22 protein-coding genes are annotated in these 18,033 nt (G+C 62.8%); 12 read left to right on the forward strand and 10 right to left on the reverse strand.

Annotated features, from left to right (window positions below):
* Positions 1-69: 69 nt before the first annotated feature.
* The 3 genes from ILT43_RS15375 to ILT43_RS15385 form a co-directional block, all read right to left on the reverse strand.
* A complete protein-coding gene (locus tag ILT43_RS15375) occupies positions 70-684 on the reverse strand; it encodes a DUF3597 domain-containing protein (RefSeq protein ID WP_343283975.1) in 615 nt (204 codons plus the stop codon).
* The gene (locus tag ILT43_RS15380) at positions 602-1,930 is read right to left on the reverse strand and encodes a L,D-transpeptidase family protein (protein WP_204199859.1); all 1,329 of its coding nucleotides are present in this window, start codon (positions 1,928-1,930) and stop codon (positions 602-604) included. The genes ILT43_RS15375 and ILT43_RS15380 overlap by 83 nt, the downstream gene beginning before the upstream one ends.
* A gap of 292 nt (positions 1,931-2,222) precedes the next feature.
* Complete coding sequence (locus tag ILT43_RS15385; protein ID WP_204199860.1) at positions 2,223-2,999, reverse strand: hypothetical protein; 777 nt, start codon at positions 2,997-2,999, stop codon at positions 2,223-2,225.
* Between the two features lie 387 nt (positions 3,000-3,386).
* Between ILT43_RS15385 and ILT43_RS19710 the strand changes: the two genes are divergently transcribed.
* On the forward strand, positions 3,387-3,926 hold the full coding sequence (locus ILT43_RS19710; protein ID WP_204199861.1) for a DUF937 domain-containing protein: 540 nt from the start codon (positions 3,387-3,389) through the stop codon (positions 3,924-3,926).
* A 92-nt stretch (positions 3,927-4,018) separates the two neighbouring features.
* Here the strand turns inward: ILT43_RS19710 and ILT43_RS15395 are convergent, their stop codons facing one another.
* Positions 4,019-4,438, reverse strand: coding sequence for an HIRAN domain-containing protein (locus ILT43_RS15395; protein ID WP_204199862.1), 420 nt, complete (start codon positions 4,436-4,438; stop codon positions 4,019-4,021).
* A gap of 230 nt (positions 4,439-4,668) precedes the next feature.
* Here ILT43_RS15395 and ILT43_RS15400 point away from each other — a divergent pair, with 230 nt between their 5' ends.
* The 3 genes from ILT43_RS15400 to ILT43_RS15410 all read left to right on the forward strand — a co-directional run bounded on the left by ILT43_RS15400 (position 4,669) and on the right by ILT43_RS15410 (position 5,779).
* Entirely contained in the window at positions 4,669-4,818 is a 150-nt protein-coding gene (locus ILT43_RS15400) for a hypothetical protein (protein ID WP_204199863.1), read from the forward strand.
* Between the two features lie 14 nt (positions 4,819-4,832).
* Positions 4,833-5,246, forward strand: a complete 414-nt coding sequence (locus ILT43_RS15405; RefSeq protein ID WP_204199864.1) for a hypothetical protein — start codon at positions 4,833-4,835, stop codon at positions 5,244-5,246.
* Positions 5,247-5,389: 143 nt separating this feature from the next.
* On the forward strand, positions 5,390-5,779 hold the full coding sequence (locus tag ILT43_RS15410; RefSeq protein ID WP_204199865.1) for a hypothetical protein: 390 nt from the start codon (positions 5,390-5,392) through the stop codon (positions 5,777-5,779).
* A 3-nt stretch (positions 5,780-5,782) separates the two neighbouring features.
* Here ILT43_RS15410 and ILT43_RS15415 read toward each other — a convergent pair whose 3' ends face one another.
* Entirely contained in the window at positions 5,783-6,136 is a 354-nt protein-coding gene (locus ILT43_RS15415; protein WP_239474810.1) for a response regulator, read from the reverse strand.
* Positions 6,137-6,352: 216 nt separating this feature from the next.
* Here ILT43_RS15415 and ILT43_RS15420 point away from each other — a divergent pair, with 216 nt between their 5' ends.
* The 3 genes from ILT43_RS15420 to ILT43_RS15430 all read left to right on the forward strand — a co-directional run bounded on the left by ILT43_RS15420 (position 6,353) and on the right by ILT43_RS15430 (position 8,087).
* The gene (locus tag ILT43_RS15420; RefSeq protein ID WP_204199867.1) at positions 6,353-6,550 is read left to right on the forward strand and encodes a hypothetical protein; all 198 of its coding nucleotides are present in this window, start codon (positions 6,353-6,355) and stop codon (positions 6,548-6,550) included.
* Between the two features lie 376 nt (positions 6,551-6,926).
* On the forward strand, positions 6,927-7,523 hold the full coding sequence (locus ILT43_RS15425; protein WP_204199868.1) for a YdcF family protein: 597 nt from the start codon (positions 6,927-6,929) through the stop codon (positions 7,521-7,523).
* A 165-nt stretch (positions 7,524-7,688) separates the two neighbouring features.
* Positions 7,689-8,087, forward strand: coding sequence for a VOC family protein (locus ILT43_RS15430; protein ID WP_204199869.1), 399 nt, complete (start codon positions 7,689-7,691; stop codon positions 8,085-8,087).
* Between the two features lie 511 nt (positions 8,088-8,598).
* Here ILT43_RS15430 and ILT43_RS15435 read toward each other — a convergent pair.
* The 4 genes from ILT43_RS15435 to ILT43_RS15450 all read right to left on the reverse strand — a co-directional run bounded on the left by ILT43_RS15435 (position 8,599) and on the right by ILT43_RS15450 (position 13,312).
* A complete protein-coding gene (locus ILT43_RS15435; RefSeq protein WP_204199870.1) occupies positions 8,599-9,690 on the reverse strand; it encodes an acetate/propionate family kinase in 1,092 nt (363 codons plus the stop codon).
* Positions 9,678-12,092 (reverse strand): phosphoketolase family protein, encoded by a 2,415-nt coding sequence (locus tag ILT43_RS15440; protein WP_204199871.1) that lies wholly within the window; start codon positions 12,090-12,092, stop codon positions 9,678-9,680. The genes ILT43_RS15435 and ILT43_RS15440 overlap by 13 nt, the downstream gene beginning before the upstream one ends.
* Positions 12,093-12,094: 2 nt before the next feature.
* The gene (locus tag ILT43_RS15445) at positions 12,095-12,265 is read right to left on the reverse strand and encodes a hypothetical protein (RefSeq protein WP_204199872.1); all 171 of its coding nucleotides are present in this window, start codon (positions 12,263-12,265) and stop codon (positions 12,095-12,097) included.
* A gap of 312 nt (positions 12,266-12,577) precedes the next feature.
* Positions 12,578-13,312: an SDR family NAD(P)-dependent oxidoreductase gene (locus tag ILT43_RS15450; RefSeq protein WP_204199873.1), complete on the reverse strand. Its 735-nt coding sequence runs from the start codon at positions 13,310-13,312 to the stop codon at positions 12,578-12,580.
* Between the two features lie 81 nt (positions 13,313-13,393).
* Between ILT43_RS15450 and ILT43_RS15455 the strand changes: the two genes are divergently transcribed.
* Positions 13,394-13,798, forward strand: a complete 405-nt coding sequence (locus tag ILT43_RS15455) for a winged helix-turn-helix transcriptional regulator (protein ID WP_204199874.1) — start codon at positions 13,394-13,396, stop codon at positions 13,796-13,798.
* A 306-nt stretch (positions 13,799-14,104) separates the two neighbouring features.
* Positions 14,105-14,503 carry a VOC family protein gene (locus ILT43_RS15460; protein ID WP_204199875.1) on the forward strand — a complete coding sequence of 133 codons (399 nt, stop codon included), beginning with the start codon at positions 14,105-14,107 and terminating at the stop codon, positions 14,501-14,503.
* Positions 14,504-14,631: 128 nt separating this feature from the next.
* Here the strand turns inward: ILT43_RS15460 and ILT43_RS15465 are convergent, their stop codons facing one another.
* Positions 14,632-14,958 carry a hypothetical protein gene (locus ILT43_RS15465; RefSeq protein WP_204199876.1) on the reverse strand — a complete coding sequence of 109 codons (327 nt, stop codon included), beginning with the start codon at positions 14,956-14,958 and terminating at the stop codon, positions 14,632-14,634.
* Between the two features lie 277 nt (positions 14,959-15,235).
* Between ILT43_RS15465 and ILT43_RS15470 the strand changes: the two genes are divergently transcribed.
* The 3 genes from ILT43_RS15470 to ILT43_RS15480 form a co-directional block, all read left to right on the forward strand.
* Positions 15,236-16,258 carry an alpha/beta fold hydrolase gene (locus tag ILT43_RS15470; RefSeq protein ID WP_204199877.1) on the forward strand — a complete coding sequence of 341 codons (1,023 nt, stop codon included), beginning with the start codon at positions 15,236-15,238 and terminating at the stop codon, positions 16,256-16,258.
* Between the two features lie 235 nt (positions 16,259-16,493).
* Entirely contained in the window at positions 16,494-17,498 is a 1,005-nt protein-coding gene (locus ILT43_RS15475) for an aldo/keto reductase (RefSeq protein ID WP_211534546.1), read from the forward strand.
* A 203-nt stretch (positions 17,499-17,701) separates the two neighbouring features.
* Positions 17,702-18,033, forward strand: a 332-nt coding sequence (locus ILT43_RS15480; protein WP_204199879.1) for a transposase, incomplete at its 3' end; no start/stop codon positions are given.

Here is an 18,033-nt window from a genome sequence, read left to right on the forward strand (position 1 = left end):
CCTTCGCGCGGGGCGTAGCAAGCGGCAGGACGCGCTCCCTGCCGCTGCTTTACGTGCGGGTGCTAGCCGTCAGTCCTTGAGAGCGGCCGGAACCCTGCCGCCGCTCTTCTCCAGCTCGCGCATGACCGCCTTGTGCAGCCAGATGTTCATCTCCGCACTGCCATCTTTCGAGCCGTGGTAGCCGAGCTCACCTGCCAGTTCCTGCCGGTTGGCGAGGCTGGAGTCGAGATCGAGAAGCTTCATCAGATCGACAATCGATGTGCGCCAGTTCAGCGACATTCCCTTCCGCGCAGCCATGGCCTGAAGCACGGCCTCAACGTCGACGCTCTCCGCAGCCGGCGAATGCTGGGCAGGCGCGGCTGCCGGGGCCGGCGCTGCTGAGGGTGTCGAAACCGTCGATGCTGGAGTGGTATCGAGCCGTGGCTCGGGGGCCGTCGCAGGCGCATCGGGTTTAGGCGTGCCGAAGTGCCCGCTGCCCAGGACACCTCGCTCGCCGAAGATTGCCGATTTGATTTTGCCGAAAATGCTCACGCTCAACTCCAATGCTGGTGAAAGGCTGAAACGCAGCGACTGCGTCCAGGTGCCGCCGTGAGCCTTCGGTTCATGGCCCGACGTCGACGGCACCACTCTGCACGCGCAGGGCTTTGCCAGCCTTGAACCCGAGAGCTGCACCGATGCGATCATCCCAGCCATATGGGTCGTTGCGGACGATCGGCTCGTCCGCGCCGTCGAACAGCACCGTCTGATAGAGCATGCGGACCGGGATCTGCCCTGGCAGCTTCACGAACGTCTCCCTGCCGCTTGCCCGCGCTGTATGCCACTCATCCAGGACCCCCTCATCCTTCGCCAGCATTTCCGCAAAGCCGAGCGCATCCTCGACCCGGACACAGCCATGACTACGTTGCCGCTGCACCATGGCGAACAGGGGCTTGGCGGGTGTGTCGTGCAGATAAATGGCATGGTCGTTCTGCATGTCGAACTTGACCAGCCCCAACGAGTTTTTGGGCCCCGGCTGCTGCACGATCCATCCATCCTTCCACACCATGTTATTGGCCTTGAGGTAGCCAGAACCCTTGTTGACTATTTCCTTTTCCTGGATCGAGCGAGGCACGGTCCAGGTCGGGTTCGCCACCAGCCGGAAAATGGGCGATCCAAGCTGCGGCGTTTCGGTGTCGGGCTCACCGACGATAACCTTGCGGCTATCGACGATCTTGCCGTCACGCCAATACGTCAGTCGGGCGGCAGCCAGGTTCACGTCAATGCGCGTTGCAGGAGGTGTCCGCTCCAGCCACCGGAGCCGCTCCATCGAGACAGCGATAGCGCGGCTGCGATCGACGTCGGACATGTTGAGGATCGCCAGCGCTTCACTGCCAATGATGCCGTCCGGCTTCATCCCGTAATCGGCCTGCATCTGTCGAACGGCTGTAATCAGCTTGGGCGTATACCGATCGCCTTGAGCATCCTCCGGAGTGACATAGTCGAGAATGGCAAGCTCGCGTGCAATAGCCGGGATACGGGGATCGACCGCCCCTGGCTTGATCGCCTCTCCCATCACCGGGATCTCTGCAACCGACTGGGCCGGCGCCCTGAGCAACCTGAGGTAGGCGTCAGACAGTTTTTTGTAGTTGGCGTCCTGCGGAGCGAGGCTGGCAAACCATCCGGTCAGGTCGCCGGCACGCAGCGCGTTGGCAAGCCCGGCCTTCAGATCAGGGGATGGTCGCGGCACAGTGTAAACATCGTACAATTTCGTGGGGTCAGCGGCACCACGCGCCAGCGCTGCCGCGTAGCGCATTGCCTGTCCGGTAAGGTCCGCGTCCGCGTTCGAAGTAGCGCCGAAGTCAACCTTGTCGAGCCCGTGCACAGCCCGCGCCTCAAGAGCTTTGCGCAACTGCTCCTTTGCCTGGGCGGACCACTGGGGCTGCGCTGTCACCTCTGCTGCCGGAGAGGTTGAGTTTTCGTCCGGACCAAAACGGACGCTGCAAGCGGACAGCGAGATTCCAATCGCCAGAGACCAACCCACTGTTAAACGCACACGTTGTTCCTCAAAGCTCGGTCTGGATGAACGTTGCTCAACCTGTCGGCTGCTCGCCCGTCAAGCTGCGCCTTCGACCTAGCGCGGGCACAGCCCGAATGTTCAAGTTAGTCGTGCCGGCATCGCTCCTGGCGAGCTGCCGTCCTAGACGGGGCAGTTGAGCCGGGAGCCGCAGCCCCCGGCTCCTCGTTCAATATGCCGTCGACCGTGCCCGCGATGCAGAATGCCCGCCGTTGCGGTACAGCACCTCTCGAGCGCGCTCGCCCTCGGTGCCTGCAGCCTGGACGGTAACGAGCACTCCGCCGGTCTTCAGCCGCTCGCCGTAATAGGCTGCATCGTCCTCGCTGACGCCGTGCTTGGTCAGCACCTCGTTGAAGGTACCGGCAGCCGCGCCCGCAACTGCGCCGATCGCCATGGCTTCTGGGACGGCCGCCGCGGCTATCGCGCCGAGCGCAGCGAGGGGTCCGACGCCCGGGATGGCGAGCGCGGCCACGCCGAGGCCTGCACCGAGAGCGCCACCGCCCAGGATACCGCGAAGGACGCTGGTATGCTCCTCATCGGTGACCTCACCGTCGCCGCCCCTCGTCGTCATCGTTCCCTTGTTCTGGGCGATAACAGAGAGAGACGCATCGTGGACACCCGCCTGACGCAATTCAGAAACTGCCCGCTCGGCTTCGGCCTGACTGTCGAACATGGCCGAGATCACGCTGCCGCCGCTCCATGTGTGCGACCCCGACCGGTCGCCCGCCAAAGCTGCCGCAGTGCCACCTTCGTGTCCGGTAACAGCGTTTGCAGCGCGGTCCAGGGGACCGCGATTGGGATCGTCGTGGCCGGCGACAGCATTGGCAGTGCGGTCGATTGGTCCACGGGTTGGATCCTCGCGACCATCGAGAGCATTCACTGCACGGTCGATCGGTCCACGGTTCGGGTCGTCAGATCCGAAGCCTGCTCGATTGTCGATGCTCATCCAGTCTCTCCTCGTTGGCTTCCAAGCGTTAGATCGCACAGGTCATCGAATTCCTCGCGATCCGAGTGACTTGAACGGGTCCAAGGCCGCGGAGGTTCAAAGTAACAGGTTGGCCACTTGATGCGCCTGCACCACCCGAGCTGGTACAAACACGTGAGATGTCGCCGATTCTGCCGATGCAGAATCCTGCCAGATCGTGGGCACAGCTATCCGCCCGCAAAGCGAGGAGAGAGCATCTGCGCGGCCGCGGCGGCAGTTACTCTCGCGTAGCTTTGCGGCAACGCCAGCGTCAGAATAACGACGCTCCGCCCTACCGATCGGAACAGCGCCTTATCGCGGACCTATAAGCGGCAACGGCTGTTGATGATGTTCACGAGAGGACCGAACATGAACCTGAACGAGCTGCTGCCGAACGGCGGGATCGAGGCACTGGCAGGCCAGTTGGGCATCCCTGCGGACCAGGCGCGGCGTGGAGCTGAAGCCTTGTTGCCGTCTGTGCTGGGCGGAATGGGCGATAATGCCGCAGGCGTTGAGTCGCACGTCAACGATCTTGGCGGAGCACGCCTCGCTGACAACGTAGTGGGCAGCGAGCCGACGCAGGTTGATCAGGGCAATCAGCTGCTTGGAGGCATCTTCGGCTCGAAAGACGTCAGCCGTCAGGTGGCCGGGCATGCGGCGCAGAGCAGTGGACTTAGCCCGGCGCTGCTGCAGCAGATGCTGCCGATCCTGGCGATGCTGGTGGCAGGACACCTCGCCGGGCGCTCGGGCGGACAGCAGGGCGGTCTTGGCGGCCTTCTCGGCTCGGTTCTCAGCGGCTTGGGAGCCGCTGGCGGCGGTGGCGGAGTGTTGGGTGGCGCAACTGGCGGGGGGTCGCCTGCCGGGGGCCTTGGCGGCATCCTGGGCTCGATCCTGGGCGGCCGCCGCTGAGACTAAGGTGAGCCTCGCCGTTGAGCGCGTCGAGGACGGGCAGGACCGGTCCGACCTCACGCTCCCCGGTGCCGGCCATCACGCCGACCGACCTAGGCGCCCCAGTCCGGTCCATCGTCGTCGGGGTAGAAGCCGTCCGGATCAGGTCGCTGGTTCAGGCACCGTGACGAGCTTGTGGCAGCGCTGGACACCGGCGGCAACGTCGGCGCACCTCCTCCAAACCGCACCCGGACAAAGGCTGAGCCGCCGTCCATTCCCTGGAAGATCGCGACGGCGTCTTCACCGCGGCCCATGCGTCCGCTGATGTACGGTGCCCGTTCGGCGCTCAGGTATCCGATCTGCACGCCGCGCGGACTGATCACGGCGATGGCGTTGCTGTCGTGCTTGTTCTTCGGCTCGGGCACCAACTCCAACGGTTCGCCCGGCAGGGTCATCATCGCTTCGGACCGTCGGTTGCTGCCATCGGCGTTTGGAAAGTCGATGCCGACGACGGCGAGGGTCAGTTCCTGCATGACTGGTTTGTAGGTCTGGAGATCCTCAGAGCCAATCGCGCTATGCCGAGCAACATGCCTCCCCGCTGCGCTTGTGAGCTACGTAGCTCAGCCGGCTAGCGCCCGAAAGCTGCCATTCGTCGCGAATGGCATGACAACGGATCGTAGCGGTTGGAAAAAGCGTTACTGACACGCTTACCCTACAAGGCCCCTGCCCCTTTATGTACCCTGAGCCGATCCTCGCCGCGCTGATGGCGACGACAGACGATCACGTTCGGGAAGCAGAGCGCTGCCGTCGGTTGGCGATGGGGGTCAACGATACGCGGACGTTCTCGACGCTGTCCGAGCTTGCGGACCAGCACGACCTCTGCGCTCGCATCATCGCCGAGCGGAAGCAGTAGGCCGAGGAGAAGACATGTTCGGATGGTTCAAGAAGCCGAAGCAGGAGCTGACAGACGCGGAGATGGGAAGCACGCTAAAGGCCCTCGTAGTCGGCGTCCTTTCCCAGCACGGCGGTTTGGACCCCAACTACCGGCCGGACGTTTTGTCGGAAGAGGACTTTGAGGCCCGATCGGCCGAGTTGCCGCTCATCGTCGTATGGGGGGAGCATGACACTCCGGAAGGCTTGGCGTTCTCGATGTCGGTCAACAAGCACCTAGTCGAGAAGACGGTGCTTGGCTTCGTGGCTCGGGAGGACCAGTGGTTTCTGCCCGCCCGCAACCAGATCGTTGAGGATCTACGGACCGCCACCTTCGCTGCAATGATGAAGGCAGTGGAGGCGACCGGAGCGCCGCCTAGCGCAGTGTGCAGGTCGATGTCGTCCGGCTGAGCACCACATGCCCCACGGACAGCGTGGTGGCTCGCCACGCGACAAGGTTGGGCTCTAATACTTATTTCATGAGCGTACCCGCTCCGGGAGGTGCTAAGGACCGAGTCGGCCATATCGACAGGTCGGTGGCCCAGGGAAGTCGTATGGCGCACTACCGGCTGTATCTCCTACGCCCCAACGACCGCATCGGGCGAGCGCTGGACCTTGACTGCCCCAACGATGAAGTGGCGATTGCCGTCGTTGCCCAGCACAACCATTCGCACGCTATGGAACTGTGGTCAGGCAAGAGGAAGGTACGCTACTTCCCTGCACCCGAGGGAGACGGGCAAGTGAAGATGATGGGCGGCGAACGGCGCGATCGTAGCGCGGAGCTCGGCGAGTTGGCGAAGAGTGTCCGCGATCCCATCACGTCTGACAGCGACCCACAGGCCAGTGCGGGCTACGAGGCCATGGCGGCCCACTTGGATCATCAACAAGCCGACGCTCTGCAAAGCGAGGACGAGCGGCTCGGACGTCGATCCAAGGAGGCCTGAGCTCTACGCAGCCGCCAGCGCCCTCCCAAATGCGTCCGCCAACATCAATGGCGAGAACGGCTTCGCGAGTACCGCGACGGCGTAACTGCATGGACCGCACTCGTCAGGCGTGCCGGTGATGAAGATGGTAGGCAGCTCACCATGCTTGGATCGGATGACATTGACTGCATCGGGGCCGCGCCCCTTCGCCAATCGGATATCGGACGTGATGACCTTCGGTTGATGGGCGGCGGCCATCCGGATCGCCTCGTCCGCTGTCTCCGCCACGTCGAAGCTCGTGGCTCCTTCATCCCGGAGAAAGTCGCAGATAATCTCGGCAATCATCGGCTCGTCTTCGATCACCAGCACGTGGCACATACCTTAATCCTGACACGGGTTAACCACTAGGTCATCCACTTTGGCCTACTAAGTCGCTCGGAACAAACGAAACATAAGTCGAATCGCATCCGCTTTGGCTCAGATCAGCTCGACCTGCTGCATCGATCATCAACCTGGTTCTTTAAGAAGTCGTTAACCAGCGCGACCCACGTTTGAGGCAGCGGCGGGAGAGGCTCGGCCTGCCAGGGAACTGCAATGAACCACTACCGCCTTTACATCATCGGTCCGCACGGTCGCATCGCCAAGGCGCTCGACCTCCACTATCCGGACGACGACGTCGCTGTGAGGGCAGCCAATCGCCAGCCCCACTCCTATGGGATGGAGCTGTGGGCCGGGCCGAGGAAGGTGCGCGTGTTCCCTAAAGTGCCCAGGTTGAGTAACGAAGCGGCTTGAGGTCGCCAATCACGTCTATTCGGCCCTGTACCAGCCTCTTCGGATCGATCGCGGCCAACTCACCCTGCCGCTCCTTCAACGGGCGATAGTTCACGCTCCACGCGACCTTCCGGACATGGTGCGGCACCGCGGCTCCATGCCGGCTGAGTGCCGTACGTGCTTTTTGAGTGGCCCTGTTCTCGCCGGGAGAGCACGGAGGTCATCTCGCCCGCAAGTAGTGGGACAGCTCGTGGTCTCAGTTCGCGCGGAAGCCTAAGTGTCAGTGCGGGCAGGGCTTCGCGTTCAGGCTAAGCGTGCCTTCGGAGATCACGCGGATGTCTCTTCGGCGAGGAACGTAGAGCAGATATTGCCTGCATGTTGCGAAATTTGAAGGTGGATGATGACGAAGCAGCCTCAACGCCGCCGCCGTGGCCCGAAGTGTAAGGACTACATCGTCATCTTCGGAGCAGCCGTTCGTCCCGGTGGTCGTCCGAGCCCTGCCCTGCGGCACAGGATTGAGGGAGCGTTGGCTTGGGCCTGCGATCATCCCTCGGCTATGATCATGCCCACAGGCGGGATCGGGAAGTATGGGCCGGCGGAGGCCGTCGCGATGAAGCGGGCTTTGATGGAAGCTGGTGTGGCGGCGTCGCAAATTGTGGTTGAGCGCTACGGTCGAGACACCCTCGAGTCAGTTCGGCTGTGCCACCAGCTCTTGCAGGCACGTGGCGACTGCCGGCGGATCGTCTGCTGCACCAGCACCTACCATCAGCCGCGTTGCGTGCTGCTCTTCCGGCTGCTCGGCTACTCGGTCGTCGTTCCCAAAGTTCCCAACAGCATGGGACGGATGTCACGGACCACTTACGGCAAGCTCGTCGTACGCGAGCTTGCCGCCACGCCCTACGACAGCCTGCTGTTGATGCTTGGCCGGGATGACAAGAACAACGTCGCCGAGACGTCGAAGGATTCCCCAATGAGTGAGGGCCCAGAAACCTGAAGCGGTCGTCGCGGGCGTCCTGCTCATTGCCAATCGCTACCGTCCTTTCATCCTAGCGAAGCGTCGCAGCCTGACAGGCGATGCTGCTAGGTATGGACATCATTCACCGCTATTGCCCGAGACGGGGCGAGTTCGGTTACAAAGCCCTGCGATGGGAGAAGATCTGTGCTCTTTCACACGATGGTTGGTTCGAACGACATTGATCGATCCAAGCGCTTCTACGACACCGTTTTAGGTGCCCTTGGCGTTGGAGAAGCGTCGCTGAACGTAGCCGACAGTGGCCATACCCGTCTCATATACCGAGGTGAGGACGGGACCGCTTTCATCGTCACGCAGCCGATCAATGACGAGCCAGCAACCGTCTCCAACGGCAGCACAGTTGCGTTCCAATGCAACTCGCCAGAACAGGTAAAGCGATTCCACGATGTAGCGGTGGCGGCTGGCGGAACGTCGATCGAGGCGCCCCCCGGTCCTCGCCATACGGCCTCAATGGGCACGCTCGAACTTACCTATATTCGCGACCCGGATGGCAACAAGCTTTGCGGCATCCACTTTCCCAAATGACTGGCTATGGGTCGAGCACGCTAATGAGGTTTTCGGCAAGCTCGACTCAGAGTTTCGCGGTCCGTTTCCAGCTTTCAATATTCAAGCGCTGTTTGCTCTTGCTCTGCTAGCGCTCGGAGCCACCGCGGAGCGGTGTTACGCTCCGGAATACTGCTCAATCTCGTCCAATCGAAGCGTGATCGCTCTGCTGGGCAGGTGGACAGTTAGTCTCCGCCGTTCATCTGCGCTGAAACGAGCGGCCTTTCTCAACAGGTCACGGATGGCTGCGCGACCGACGACTCTGTCGCCTCCAAGCCAGCCACTGCCAAGCGGGATCTCAGGTGCCAGGATGAGGAGACCATAAGCGTCGGATGCCAAATGCTCGATTATGACAACGGCGCCCTTCCTGCCGTGATCGCGACCTGCCTCTAAACCAAGGATCTCGGCTTGGCGATCGGCAGGCGTTTGGACCCACTTCCCGCCATTCAACGGCCTTGTTGCGCTTCCCAAAATCTGCCGTTCATTCAGACTGTCATGGCTCGCTTCTGCGGGCGCCAGCTGCATTTCCACTGGCAGACGCCCGCAACAGAACTGACGCCTCACGCGCGATCTGTTCTTCCTCGTTGGGCGAAAGAATCCTGACGCTGACCCTATCCGACGCCTGTCCTGCTTGCGCCACTCCGGCCCAAGCTAGATCCGCGCAGATTGCCTGCCGCGTGTCGGCATCATGCTCGCCGATCCCGCCGCTGAACACCAGCATGTCGATGCCGCCCAGGCTGGCGATCATCGCCGCGACCTGCTTGGCGACCGATCGGCAGAAGATGTCGATGGCGAGACGGGCGTCGGGAAAGGACGGCGCCAGTTCGCGGAGCGTCCTCAGGTCGCCACTCCGGTCCGAGATGCCGAGGAGGCCAGATTGCCGATCGAGCAGCACCTCGAGCCGGCGAGCCGTCATCCCGTGCTCGCGCAACAGGAAGAGCAGCAGGCCGGGATCAACGTCGCCGCTGCGGGTAGCCATCATGACGCCTCCCGAGGGCGTCAGTCCCATCGAGGTATCAACCGAGACGCCGTCAAGGACCGCCGTGACGCTCGCCCCGCTGCCGAGATGAGCGATCACCAGCCGCTCGGGCAGATCTGCGCCGAGCTGGCGCACGATCGACTGACAAGACAGGCCGTGAAAGCCGTAACGTCTGACCCCGGCCGCCCGGAGCGCTTTGGGAACGGGCAGGACAGCGGCGATCGCCGGTAGGTGTTCGTGGAAGCCTGTATCGAAACAGGCGATCTGCGGCGTGCCCGGGTAGCGGCGCCGCGCCGCCGCGATCAGGTTCAGCGCGGCTGGCCCATGCAGGGGCGCAAATGCGCAGGCCGCCTTGAGATCTGCCATAACACCGTCATCGATCAGCGTCGGCCGGAACAGCCTTGGTCCACCATGAACGATGCGGTGGCCGATCGCATCGGGCGACCTGCCCAGCTTCGCCGCGATCTCGTCCAAGCTGGCGGTATGATCGTGGGCAGTCTCGATCGCGCCGGAGACAAGCGTTTCCGCCCTGTCCCCTGCGACGGAGAAGGTGCCGTACTTCAGCGACGACGACCCGCCGTTGATCGCCAGGATCAGCGTGTCCACTGCCAGTCCCGCACCTCCGGCAGATCGTCCCCCTGCTCGGCGACGTAGAGCTTGTGACGCTCCATCATCGTCCAGTAGCGGGCGGTCTCCGCAGGCACGCGGTTCTTCAGCCGCGGCACGCGCTCGATCGCGTCGAGTGCCAGCCGGTATCGATCGAGGTCGTTCATCACGACCATGTCGAACGGCGTCGTCGTGGTACCCTCGCCCTTGTAGCCGCGGACGTGGAAATTGTGGTGGCCGTGGCGGGCGTACGCCAATCGGTGAACCAGCGACGGATAGCCGTGGAAGGCGAAGATCACCGGCCTGTCGGTGGTGAACATCGCGTTGAACGCGCGATCGTCCAGCCCGTGCGGGTGTTCCGACTGCGGTTGCAGCACCATGAGGTCGACGACATTCACCACCCGAACGCGGATGTCGGGCACATACTCTCGAAGCAGGGTGGCCGCGGCGAGTGTCTCCAGCGTCGGCACGTCGCCGGCGCAGGCAAGCACCACGTCGGGCTCCCCGTCGTCACTCGCCCAGTCCCAGATGCCGGCACCGATCGTGCAGTGGCGCACCGCTTCGTCGATCGTTAGCCACTGCCATTCGGGCTGCTTGCCAGCGACGATCACGTTCACGTAATCGCGGCTGCGCAGGCAGTGATCAGCGACTGACAAAAGGCAGTTGGCGTCGGGTGGGAGATAGATGCGGGCCACCTCCGCAGTCTTGTTCGCCACGTGGTCGAGGAAACCAGGATCCTGGTGCGACGAACCGTTATGATCCTGCCGCCAGACATGTGAGGTGAGTAGATAGTTAAGCGAGGCGATCGGCCGGCGCCACGGGATCGTGCGCGCCGTCTTCAGCCACTTGGCGTGCTGGTTCACCATCGAGTCTACGATGTGGACGAATGCCTCGTAGCACGAGAACAGGCCATGGCGGCCGGTCAACAGATAACCTTCCAACCAGCCTTGGCAGAGATGCTCGCTCAGCACCTCCATGACGCGCCCGTCCTGGGCAAGGTCGGTGTCGTTCGGCTCCGTGTCCGCCATCCACGCCTTGCCGGTGACGTCGTACACTGCCTGCAGACGGTTCGACGCGGTCTCGTCGGGACCGAACAGCCGCATGTTCGACGCGCCCAGGTTCAGCGCCATTGCTTCCTTCAGGTAGCTGCCGAGCGTCGCCGTGGCCGCCGCCCTGACGCCCCCGGGCGCGGTGAGCGTAACGGCATGCGAGTGGAAATCGGGAAGCGCGAGCGCCCGTATCAACTCGCCGCCATTGGCATGTGGGTTCGAGCCCATACGGCTGTGCCCGGTCGGCGCCAATGAGGCGAACTCTTCGCGGAACTTGCCGGTGGCGTCGAACAGCTCTTCTGCGCGGTAGCTGCGCATCCACTCCTCGAGCTGGACGAGGTGCTCCGGATCGCCGAAGTCGGCGATCGGCACTTGATGCGCGCGCCAGGTTCCCTCGACCGGCTTGCCGTCGACCATCTTCGGTCCGGTCCACCCCTTGGGCGTGCGCAGCACGATCATCGGCCAGCGCGGCCGCATCCCGGTCGTCGTGGGCGAACGGGCTTCGCGCTGGATCGTGCGGATATGGTCCAGCACCGTGTCGAGCGCCCGCGCCAGCTGCTGGTGGACGCGCATCGGATCGTCGCCCTCGACGAAGAACGGTTCGTGCCCGTAGCCGCGGAGGAGGCTAGCCAACTCCTCGTCGCCGATCCGGGCGAGCACCGTGGGATTGGCGATCTTGAAGCCGTTGAGGTGCAGGATCGGCAGCACGGCGCCATCGCGCGCGGGATTCAGAAACTTGTTGCCGTGCCAGCTTGCCGCCAGCGCGCCCGTCTCCGCCTCGCCGTCCCCGATTACGCAGGCGACGATCAGGTCGGGATTGTCGAACGCGGCGCCGTAAGCGTGCGCCAGCGAGTAGCCGAGCTCGCCGCCCTCGTGGATCGATCCCGGCGTCTCCGGCGCGACATGGCTCGGGATACCGCCCGGCCAGGAAAACTGCCGGAACAGTCGCTCCATGCCGCCGCGACCGCGCTCGATCGCCGGATAGCGTTCGGTGTACGACCCTTCGAGATAGGTCTGGGCGACGATGCCGGGGCCGCCATGGCCGGGGCCGATGATCGCGATCATGTCGAGGTCGTGCTCGACAATCAGCCGGTTCAGATGGACGTAGATTAGGTTCAGCCCCGGCGTGGTGCCCCAATGGCCGAGAAGCCGCGGCTTGATGTCGGCCAGCGTCAGCGGGCGTTCCAGCAGCGGATTTGCGCGCAGGTAGATCTGGCCGACGGACAGGTAGTTCGCCGCCCGCCAATAGCCGTGCATCCGCTGCAGCAGATCCGGCGACAGCGGCGACGCCTCTGCCGCGTGCGTGTTTATGTCAGGGTCCGCAGAGGGCGAGCATTCGAGCAGCGCGTCCATGCTCAAGTCGTTCCGCCGTCGACGGATGGCCCACTGGTTGGAGTGTGGCCGGCTGCCCAGTGCAGGTCGGCGAGCTTGGTATGGATGATGCGCGCCATGTTGGTAGCCGACAGATCGGCCATCTTCCGTTCGAACCGTGCGCGAGCGAGATGACTGCTACGGATAATCGGCATAGCCGTCTCCCATTGGTAAGCGGGAGCGCTGACGGTCTCTCAGCCGTCGCGGTGCCCAGGGCGGAAGCGACGATGCGCTTCGTTACCACGCAGCGGCCCGGGGTCCTAACGATCTCTGGTCGGTAAACGAAGAGCCGGCGTGCAGTACAGTCACCGCCGCCAAGACCCACGATCGGACGTTCACGCACTCTTGCGCGCTTCCAGACTTCGGCCATTCGTTGATGTCGATCCTACGGCTCTTCTGGCGAGCAGGGTAAGCCGAGCGGCCCCACTTTCCAGGCCAGCGGGCTTATCACCCGCTGGCAGAGTTTCTCAAATTTGAGCCAAGCCTCCATCGGCGAACAGCTCACTGCCCGTCATGAAGCTGCTGTCGGAGGATGCGAGGAACGCGGCAGCCGCCGCCACCTCGGATGGGTCGCCGACATGGCCGATCGGCGTGGTAGCCCCCATATCGATCATCGCTTCGCGGCCGACGACTTCGGCCGCCAGTTCGGTCAGCGTTGGTCCAGGCGACAGGACGTTGACGCGAATACCCGTACCGCGCAGGTCCTGCGCCCAGCTACGCGCGAGGTTGCGGACAGCAGCCTTTGACGCGCTGTACATGCTGAATGCGGGCGTTCCCATCACGCCGGTGGTCGAGCCGGTGAGGACGACCGAACCACCCTTACCCATCAGCTTCAAGCCCTTCTGCACCGTAAAGATCGTGCCCTTCACGTTGATGTCGAAGGTCTCGTCATAATGCTCGGGCGTGATCTCGGTGAGCGGCACCAACGCGCCGGTTCCGGCATTGGCGAACAGGATATCGAGCGTGCCGCGCTCCTGCTTCACGGTGTTAAACAGTCGGTCGAGATCGCCGTTGTCCGTCACTGATCCCGCCACCGCGCGCGCATTCACACCGAGGGTAGCCACCGCTGCATCGAGCTTCTCCTGCCTCCGGCCAAAAATGTAGGCGAACGCACCTTCCTCAATGAAGCGCTTTGCTGAAGCGAGGCCAATGCCTGTGCCACCGCCGGTGATGATCGCAGTCTTGCCTTCAAGCCGGTTCATACGTGCCTCCAGTTCTTGGTTGCACGCAGCTGGCGCTAACCCTACCTATTGGCAAGTATGCACCTTTAGGTAAGTACCAGGATGTCCGAAGCCGTCCATCCCACCACCGTCGAGCCCACTCCTATCGCTCCCCGCTTCACCTGCGGCCTCGACGCGACCCTGAAGATTATCTCGGGCAAGTGGAAGCCACTCATCCTGTATTTCCTGCTGCGCGGACCAACGCGCTACGGCGAACTCAAGCGGGCCGTGCGCGATGTCAGCGACAAGGTGCTGATCCAGCATTTGAAGGAGCTGGAAGCGGACGGTGTATTGCGCAGGAACGACTATAAGGAGGTGCCGCCACGCGTTGACTACACGCTGACGCCGCTTGGCCAGAGCCTCGCTCAGGCGCTTGAACCCTTATGCACCTGGGGAACCGACAACATGGTGGAGATGCAGAAGATCTTCGCCGAGCGCGATAGCTGGCTTCGCGAGAAGCACGCCTAGCTGCCGCCCGGCAAACGGACGTGAGCGACGCAGCGGATTCCTCGCTGGCCGACTTGAACGCCTTAACCGCGCTTTAGCCTGCCTTGAGTTTCGCGGAGGCGACCCAATGGCGGACGCTCAGCGCCGTCTCAACCGACCAGAAGCGGTTGTCGCAGGCGTCCTGCTCATTACCAATCGCTGCCGTCCGTTCATCCTAACGAAGCTCTGCTGCCTGACCGTCGATGCTGCTAGGTATGAACATGGTTCACCGCTATTGCCCGAGACGGGGCGAGTTCGGTTACAAAGCCCTGCGATGGGAGAAAATCTGTGCTCTTTCACACGATGGTTGGTTCGAACGACATTGATCGGTCTAAACGCTTCTACGACACCGTTTTAGGTGCCCTTGGCGTTAGAGAAGCATCGGTGAACGTTGCCGACAGTGGCCATACCCGTCTCATATACCGAGGTGAGGACGGGACCGCTTTCATCGTCACGCAGCCGATTAATGACGAGCCAGCAACCGTCTCCAACGGCAGCACAGTTGCGTTCCAATGCAACTCGCCAGAGCAGGTAAAACGATTCCACGATGTAGCGGTGGCGGCTGGCGGAACGTCGATCGAGGCGCCCCCCGGTCCTCGCCATACCGCCTCAATGGGCACGATTGAACTTACCTATGTTCGCGACCCGGATGGCAACAAGCTTTGCGGCATCCACTTTCCCACATGACCGGCTTTGGGTCGAGCTCGCTACTGAGCTTGCCGGCAAGCTCGACCCAGAGTTTCGCGGTCTGTTTCCAAGTTCCCAGCTTCGGCCGCTCTTTACTCTTGCTTTGCAAGCGCTCGAAGCCGCCGCGGTCACGCTCCGAAACATCGTTCGATCTCATCCAACCGAAGCGTGATCGCTCTGCTGGGCAGATAGATAGTTAGTCTCTGGCGTTCATCTGCGCTGAAACGAGCGGCCTTTTTCAACAGGTCACGGATGGCTGCGCGGCCAACGACTCTGTCGCCTCCAAGCCAGCCACTGCCGAGCGGGATCTCAGGTGCCAGGATGAGGAGGCCATAAGCGTCGGATGCCAAATGCTCAGTTATGACAATGGTGCCCTCCTGCCGTGATCGCGACTTGCTTTGAGCCGAGGATCTCGGCTTGGCGATCGACAGGCGTTTGGACCCATTTTCCGCCATTCACGTGCACTTTCCTGCCGCCCGAGACCTGCCGCTCGTTCATATGAGCGCAGCGACTGTTTTCGAGAACCTCGTCGGATACTGGGAACAGCTGGAATTGGGGACCAAGCCTACAGGCGACCATCTGCCACTGATAAGGCGATAACTGCCGCAACCTGCATCGCTGACAGACGAATTCGCCGGGAAGCTGCTATACTCCAGCGCTTCTAACGAGGCCCTTTGCCCTCATCGCCGGAGCCCAGCGCAACTTTGTGCAATGCACAATGGTTGACATCAGATGACACAGAAGCCGAACAGGAAGTCGCACCAACACGCTGAGCATCCCGCGTCTTCGAAGACGTCCTGGCTCGCCACCATCAAGCACAACAAGGAATGGGTTGCGGCTGGCTCCGGAGCAGCAGCGCTGGCGGCCCTTGCCCTGTTCAATCGGGCGAGCGCGAAACGCGCTGAAGCGAATTACCCGCCAATCGGCGATTTCGTCGAGGTCGATGGCGTGAGGCTCCACTATGTGGATCGTGGCGAGGGGCCCGCTGTGGTGCTTCTCCACGGCAACGGCGTGATGCTGCAGGACTTCGAGCTAAGCGGCGTGCTCGATTTGGCCGCGGAGCATCACCGCGTCATCGCGTTCGACCGGCCTGGCTTCGGCTACAGCGATCGTCCGCGCTCCAAAATTTGGACCGCGGCAGCGCAGGCAGATCTGATCGCAAAAGCGCTCAAGCAGATCGGCGCCGGACCAGCAATCGTGGTGGGCCACAGCTGGGGAACGCTGGTCGCGTTGGCAATGGGGCTTGATCATCGGGAGGCGACCGCCGGTTTGGTGCTGCTGTCGGGCTACTACTACGGCACGGCACGCCCGGATGTTCTGCCGTCTTCGATCCCCGCTATCCCGCTGCTGGGAGATCTCATCGCTAACACAACAGCACCGCTGACCGGGCTGCTGATCGGACCGGCAGCGGTCAAGGCGAGCTTCGCACCCGCCGAGATTTCGGAGAAGTTCGCGTCCTTCCCGAAGGTCATGGCGCTGCGTCCGTCACAGGTGCGCGCGACGGCTGCCGATACCGCGATGATGATCCCGAGCGCGATCGCGCTGAGCAAGCGGTACGGCGAGCTCGACCTCCCGGTGATCATCATGGCAGGACAAGGCGATCTCATCGCGCACGTTGATAAGCACGGGGAGAGGCTTGTGGGCGAAGTCAAAGGCGCTGAGTTGCGGATCGTGCCCGATCAAGGACACCTGTTTCACTACGGGGTTCCTGAGCAAGTCGTGACGGCGATGGCCGACGCCTCGCGGGCTGCATAAGCTCACGCGGCGAGCGCGATCATGATGGCTTCCTTGATGTCCGCAATCATGGACCGACTAGGCTGGTTCGTATTCGACGAGCTATATAAAGACGGCGATCCGGTCGCCGACCATCGTGCGAGCGAGCATTCCCAAACCTATCTATCGTGATCGGGGATCTTGCAGAGCGGAGCGTGTTCACGCTCGGTCCTCTGGCGGTCAATTGAAGAGCTGTTCGCAACCAAGGATACGTACCATGGCCCTTAAGGACATCCTTCCATCGAAGCTCGGCTTCGGCGCCGCACCGCTCGGCAACATGTTCCGCGCCATCCCCGAGGACGAGGCGCTCGCAACCGTCGAGGCGGCCTGGAACGACGGGATCCGCTATTTCGACAATGCTCCCTTCTACGGCGCGGGTCTTGCCGAGATCCGCATGGGCGAGGCGCTGAAGGGCAAGCCCCGCGACAATTATGTCATCAGCACCAAAGTCGGCCGCATCGTGCTCGACGAGGTCGATGAGGCGCCGCGCGACAATGGCGAAAAGGGTGACGTGTTCGCCAACGGCCGTCCCAACAAGGTCATCAACGACTATTCGCACGACGCTACGCTGCGCTCGATCGACGATAGTCTGAAGCGCCTCCAGACGGACCATATCGACATCGTCTGGGTCCATGATCTGGCGCAGGACTTCTACGGTGACGAATGGCTTACGAGGTTTGACGAGGCGCGCACCGGCGCGTTCCGGGCGCTCGATCGGCTGCGCGACGAGGGAACGATCAAGGCCTGGGGGCTCGGCGTGAACCGGGTTGAGGCGGTCGAACTGCTGCTCGATCTCGACGGCCCGCGGCCCGACGGGTCGCTTCTTGCGGGTCGCTACACCCTCCTCGATCATGACCGCGCGCTCGAGCGCCTGATGCCGAAGGTCGCCGACCGTGGCCTGGGCATCGTCGTCGGTGGACCCTATAGCTCAGGCGCGCTCGTCGGCGGACCGAACTTCGAATATGCGCCGGCCACGCCCGAGATCCTCTCCAAGGTCGCGGCGATCAAGGCGATCGCAGATCGCCATGGCGTCAGCATGAAGGCGGCGGGCTTGCAATTCGCGCTCGCCAATCCCGCGGTCGCGGCAGTCATCCCTGGCGCAAGCCGGCCGCAACGCATTGCGGAGGACACCGCCGCGCTCAATGAGGTGATCGCTGCCGATTTCTGGCACGAACTGCGCCAGGGGGACCTCGTCAGCGCGAGTGCACCACTGCCCCTTTGAGGGTGCGATCGGCCGCGACTATCCAAGGTACAGGCGAGAATTGCAACTTCTTACTCATCGCCCGACGAGAGGCAGGGTTTCAGCCTGCCAAGCGTCAAATGTTCCTTAACCGGCGGAATTGACCCGATTGTGTTGAAAAAGGCTGGCTTGCAGTGGTGCCGGCAGTCTGATTCACTTGCCGCGAGGTGAGCGGAGACGGGCCGATGATGGGCGAGCGGACGGTAGCGCAGGAGGCGCTGTTCTACAGCTTCAGCCTGGAGCGGCACGTGCCGACGGATCACTTGCTGCGCTCAATCGACCGGTTCGTGGACCTGTCTGGCATCCGCGAGGAGCTGAAGCCCTTCTACAGTGACACGGGTCGCCCCTCGATCGATCCGGAGCTGATGATCCGGATGCTCATCATCGGCTATTGCATGGGCATCCGGTCCGAGCGGCGGCTGTGCGACGAGGTGCATCTCAACCTGGCCTATCGCTGGTTCTGCCGGTTGGGGCTGGAGGGCGACGTGCCCGACCACTCGACCTTCTCGAAGAACCG

This window comes from Sphingomonas longa, from assembly GCF_016892685.1.
Taxonomy (GTDB): Bacteria; Pseudomonadota; Alphaproteobacteria; order Sphingomonadales; family Sphingomonadaceae; genus Sphingomonas; species Sphingomonas longa.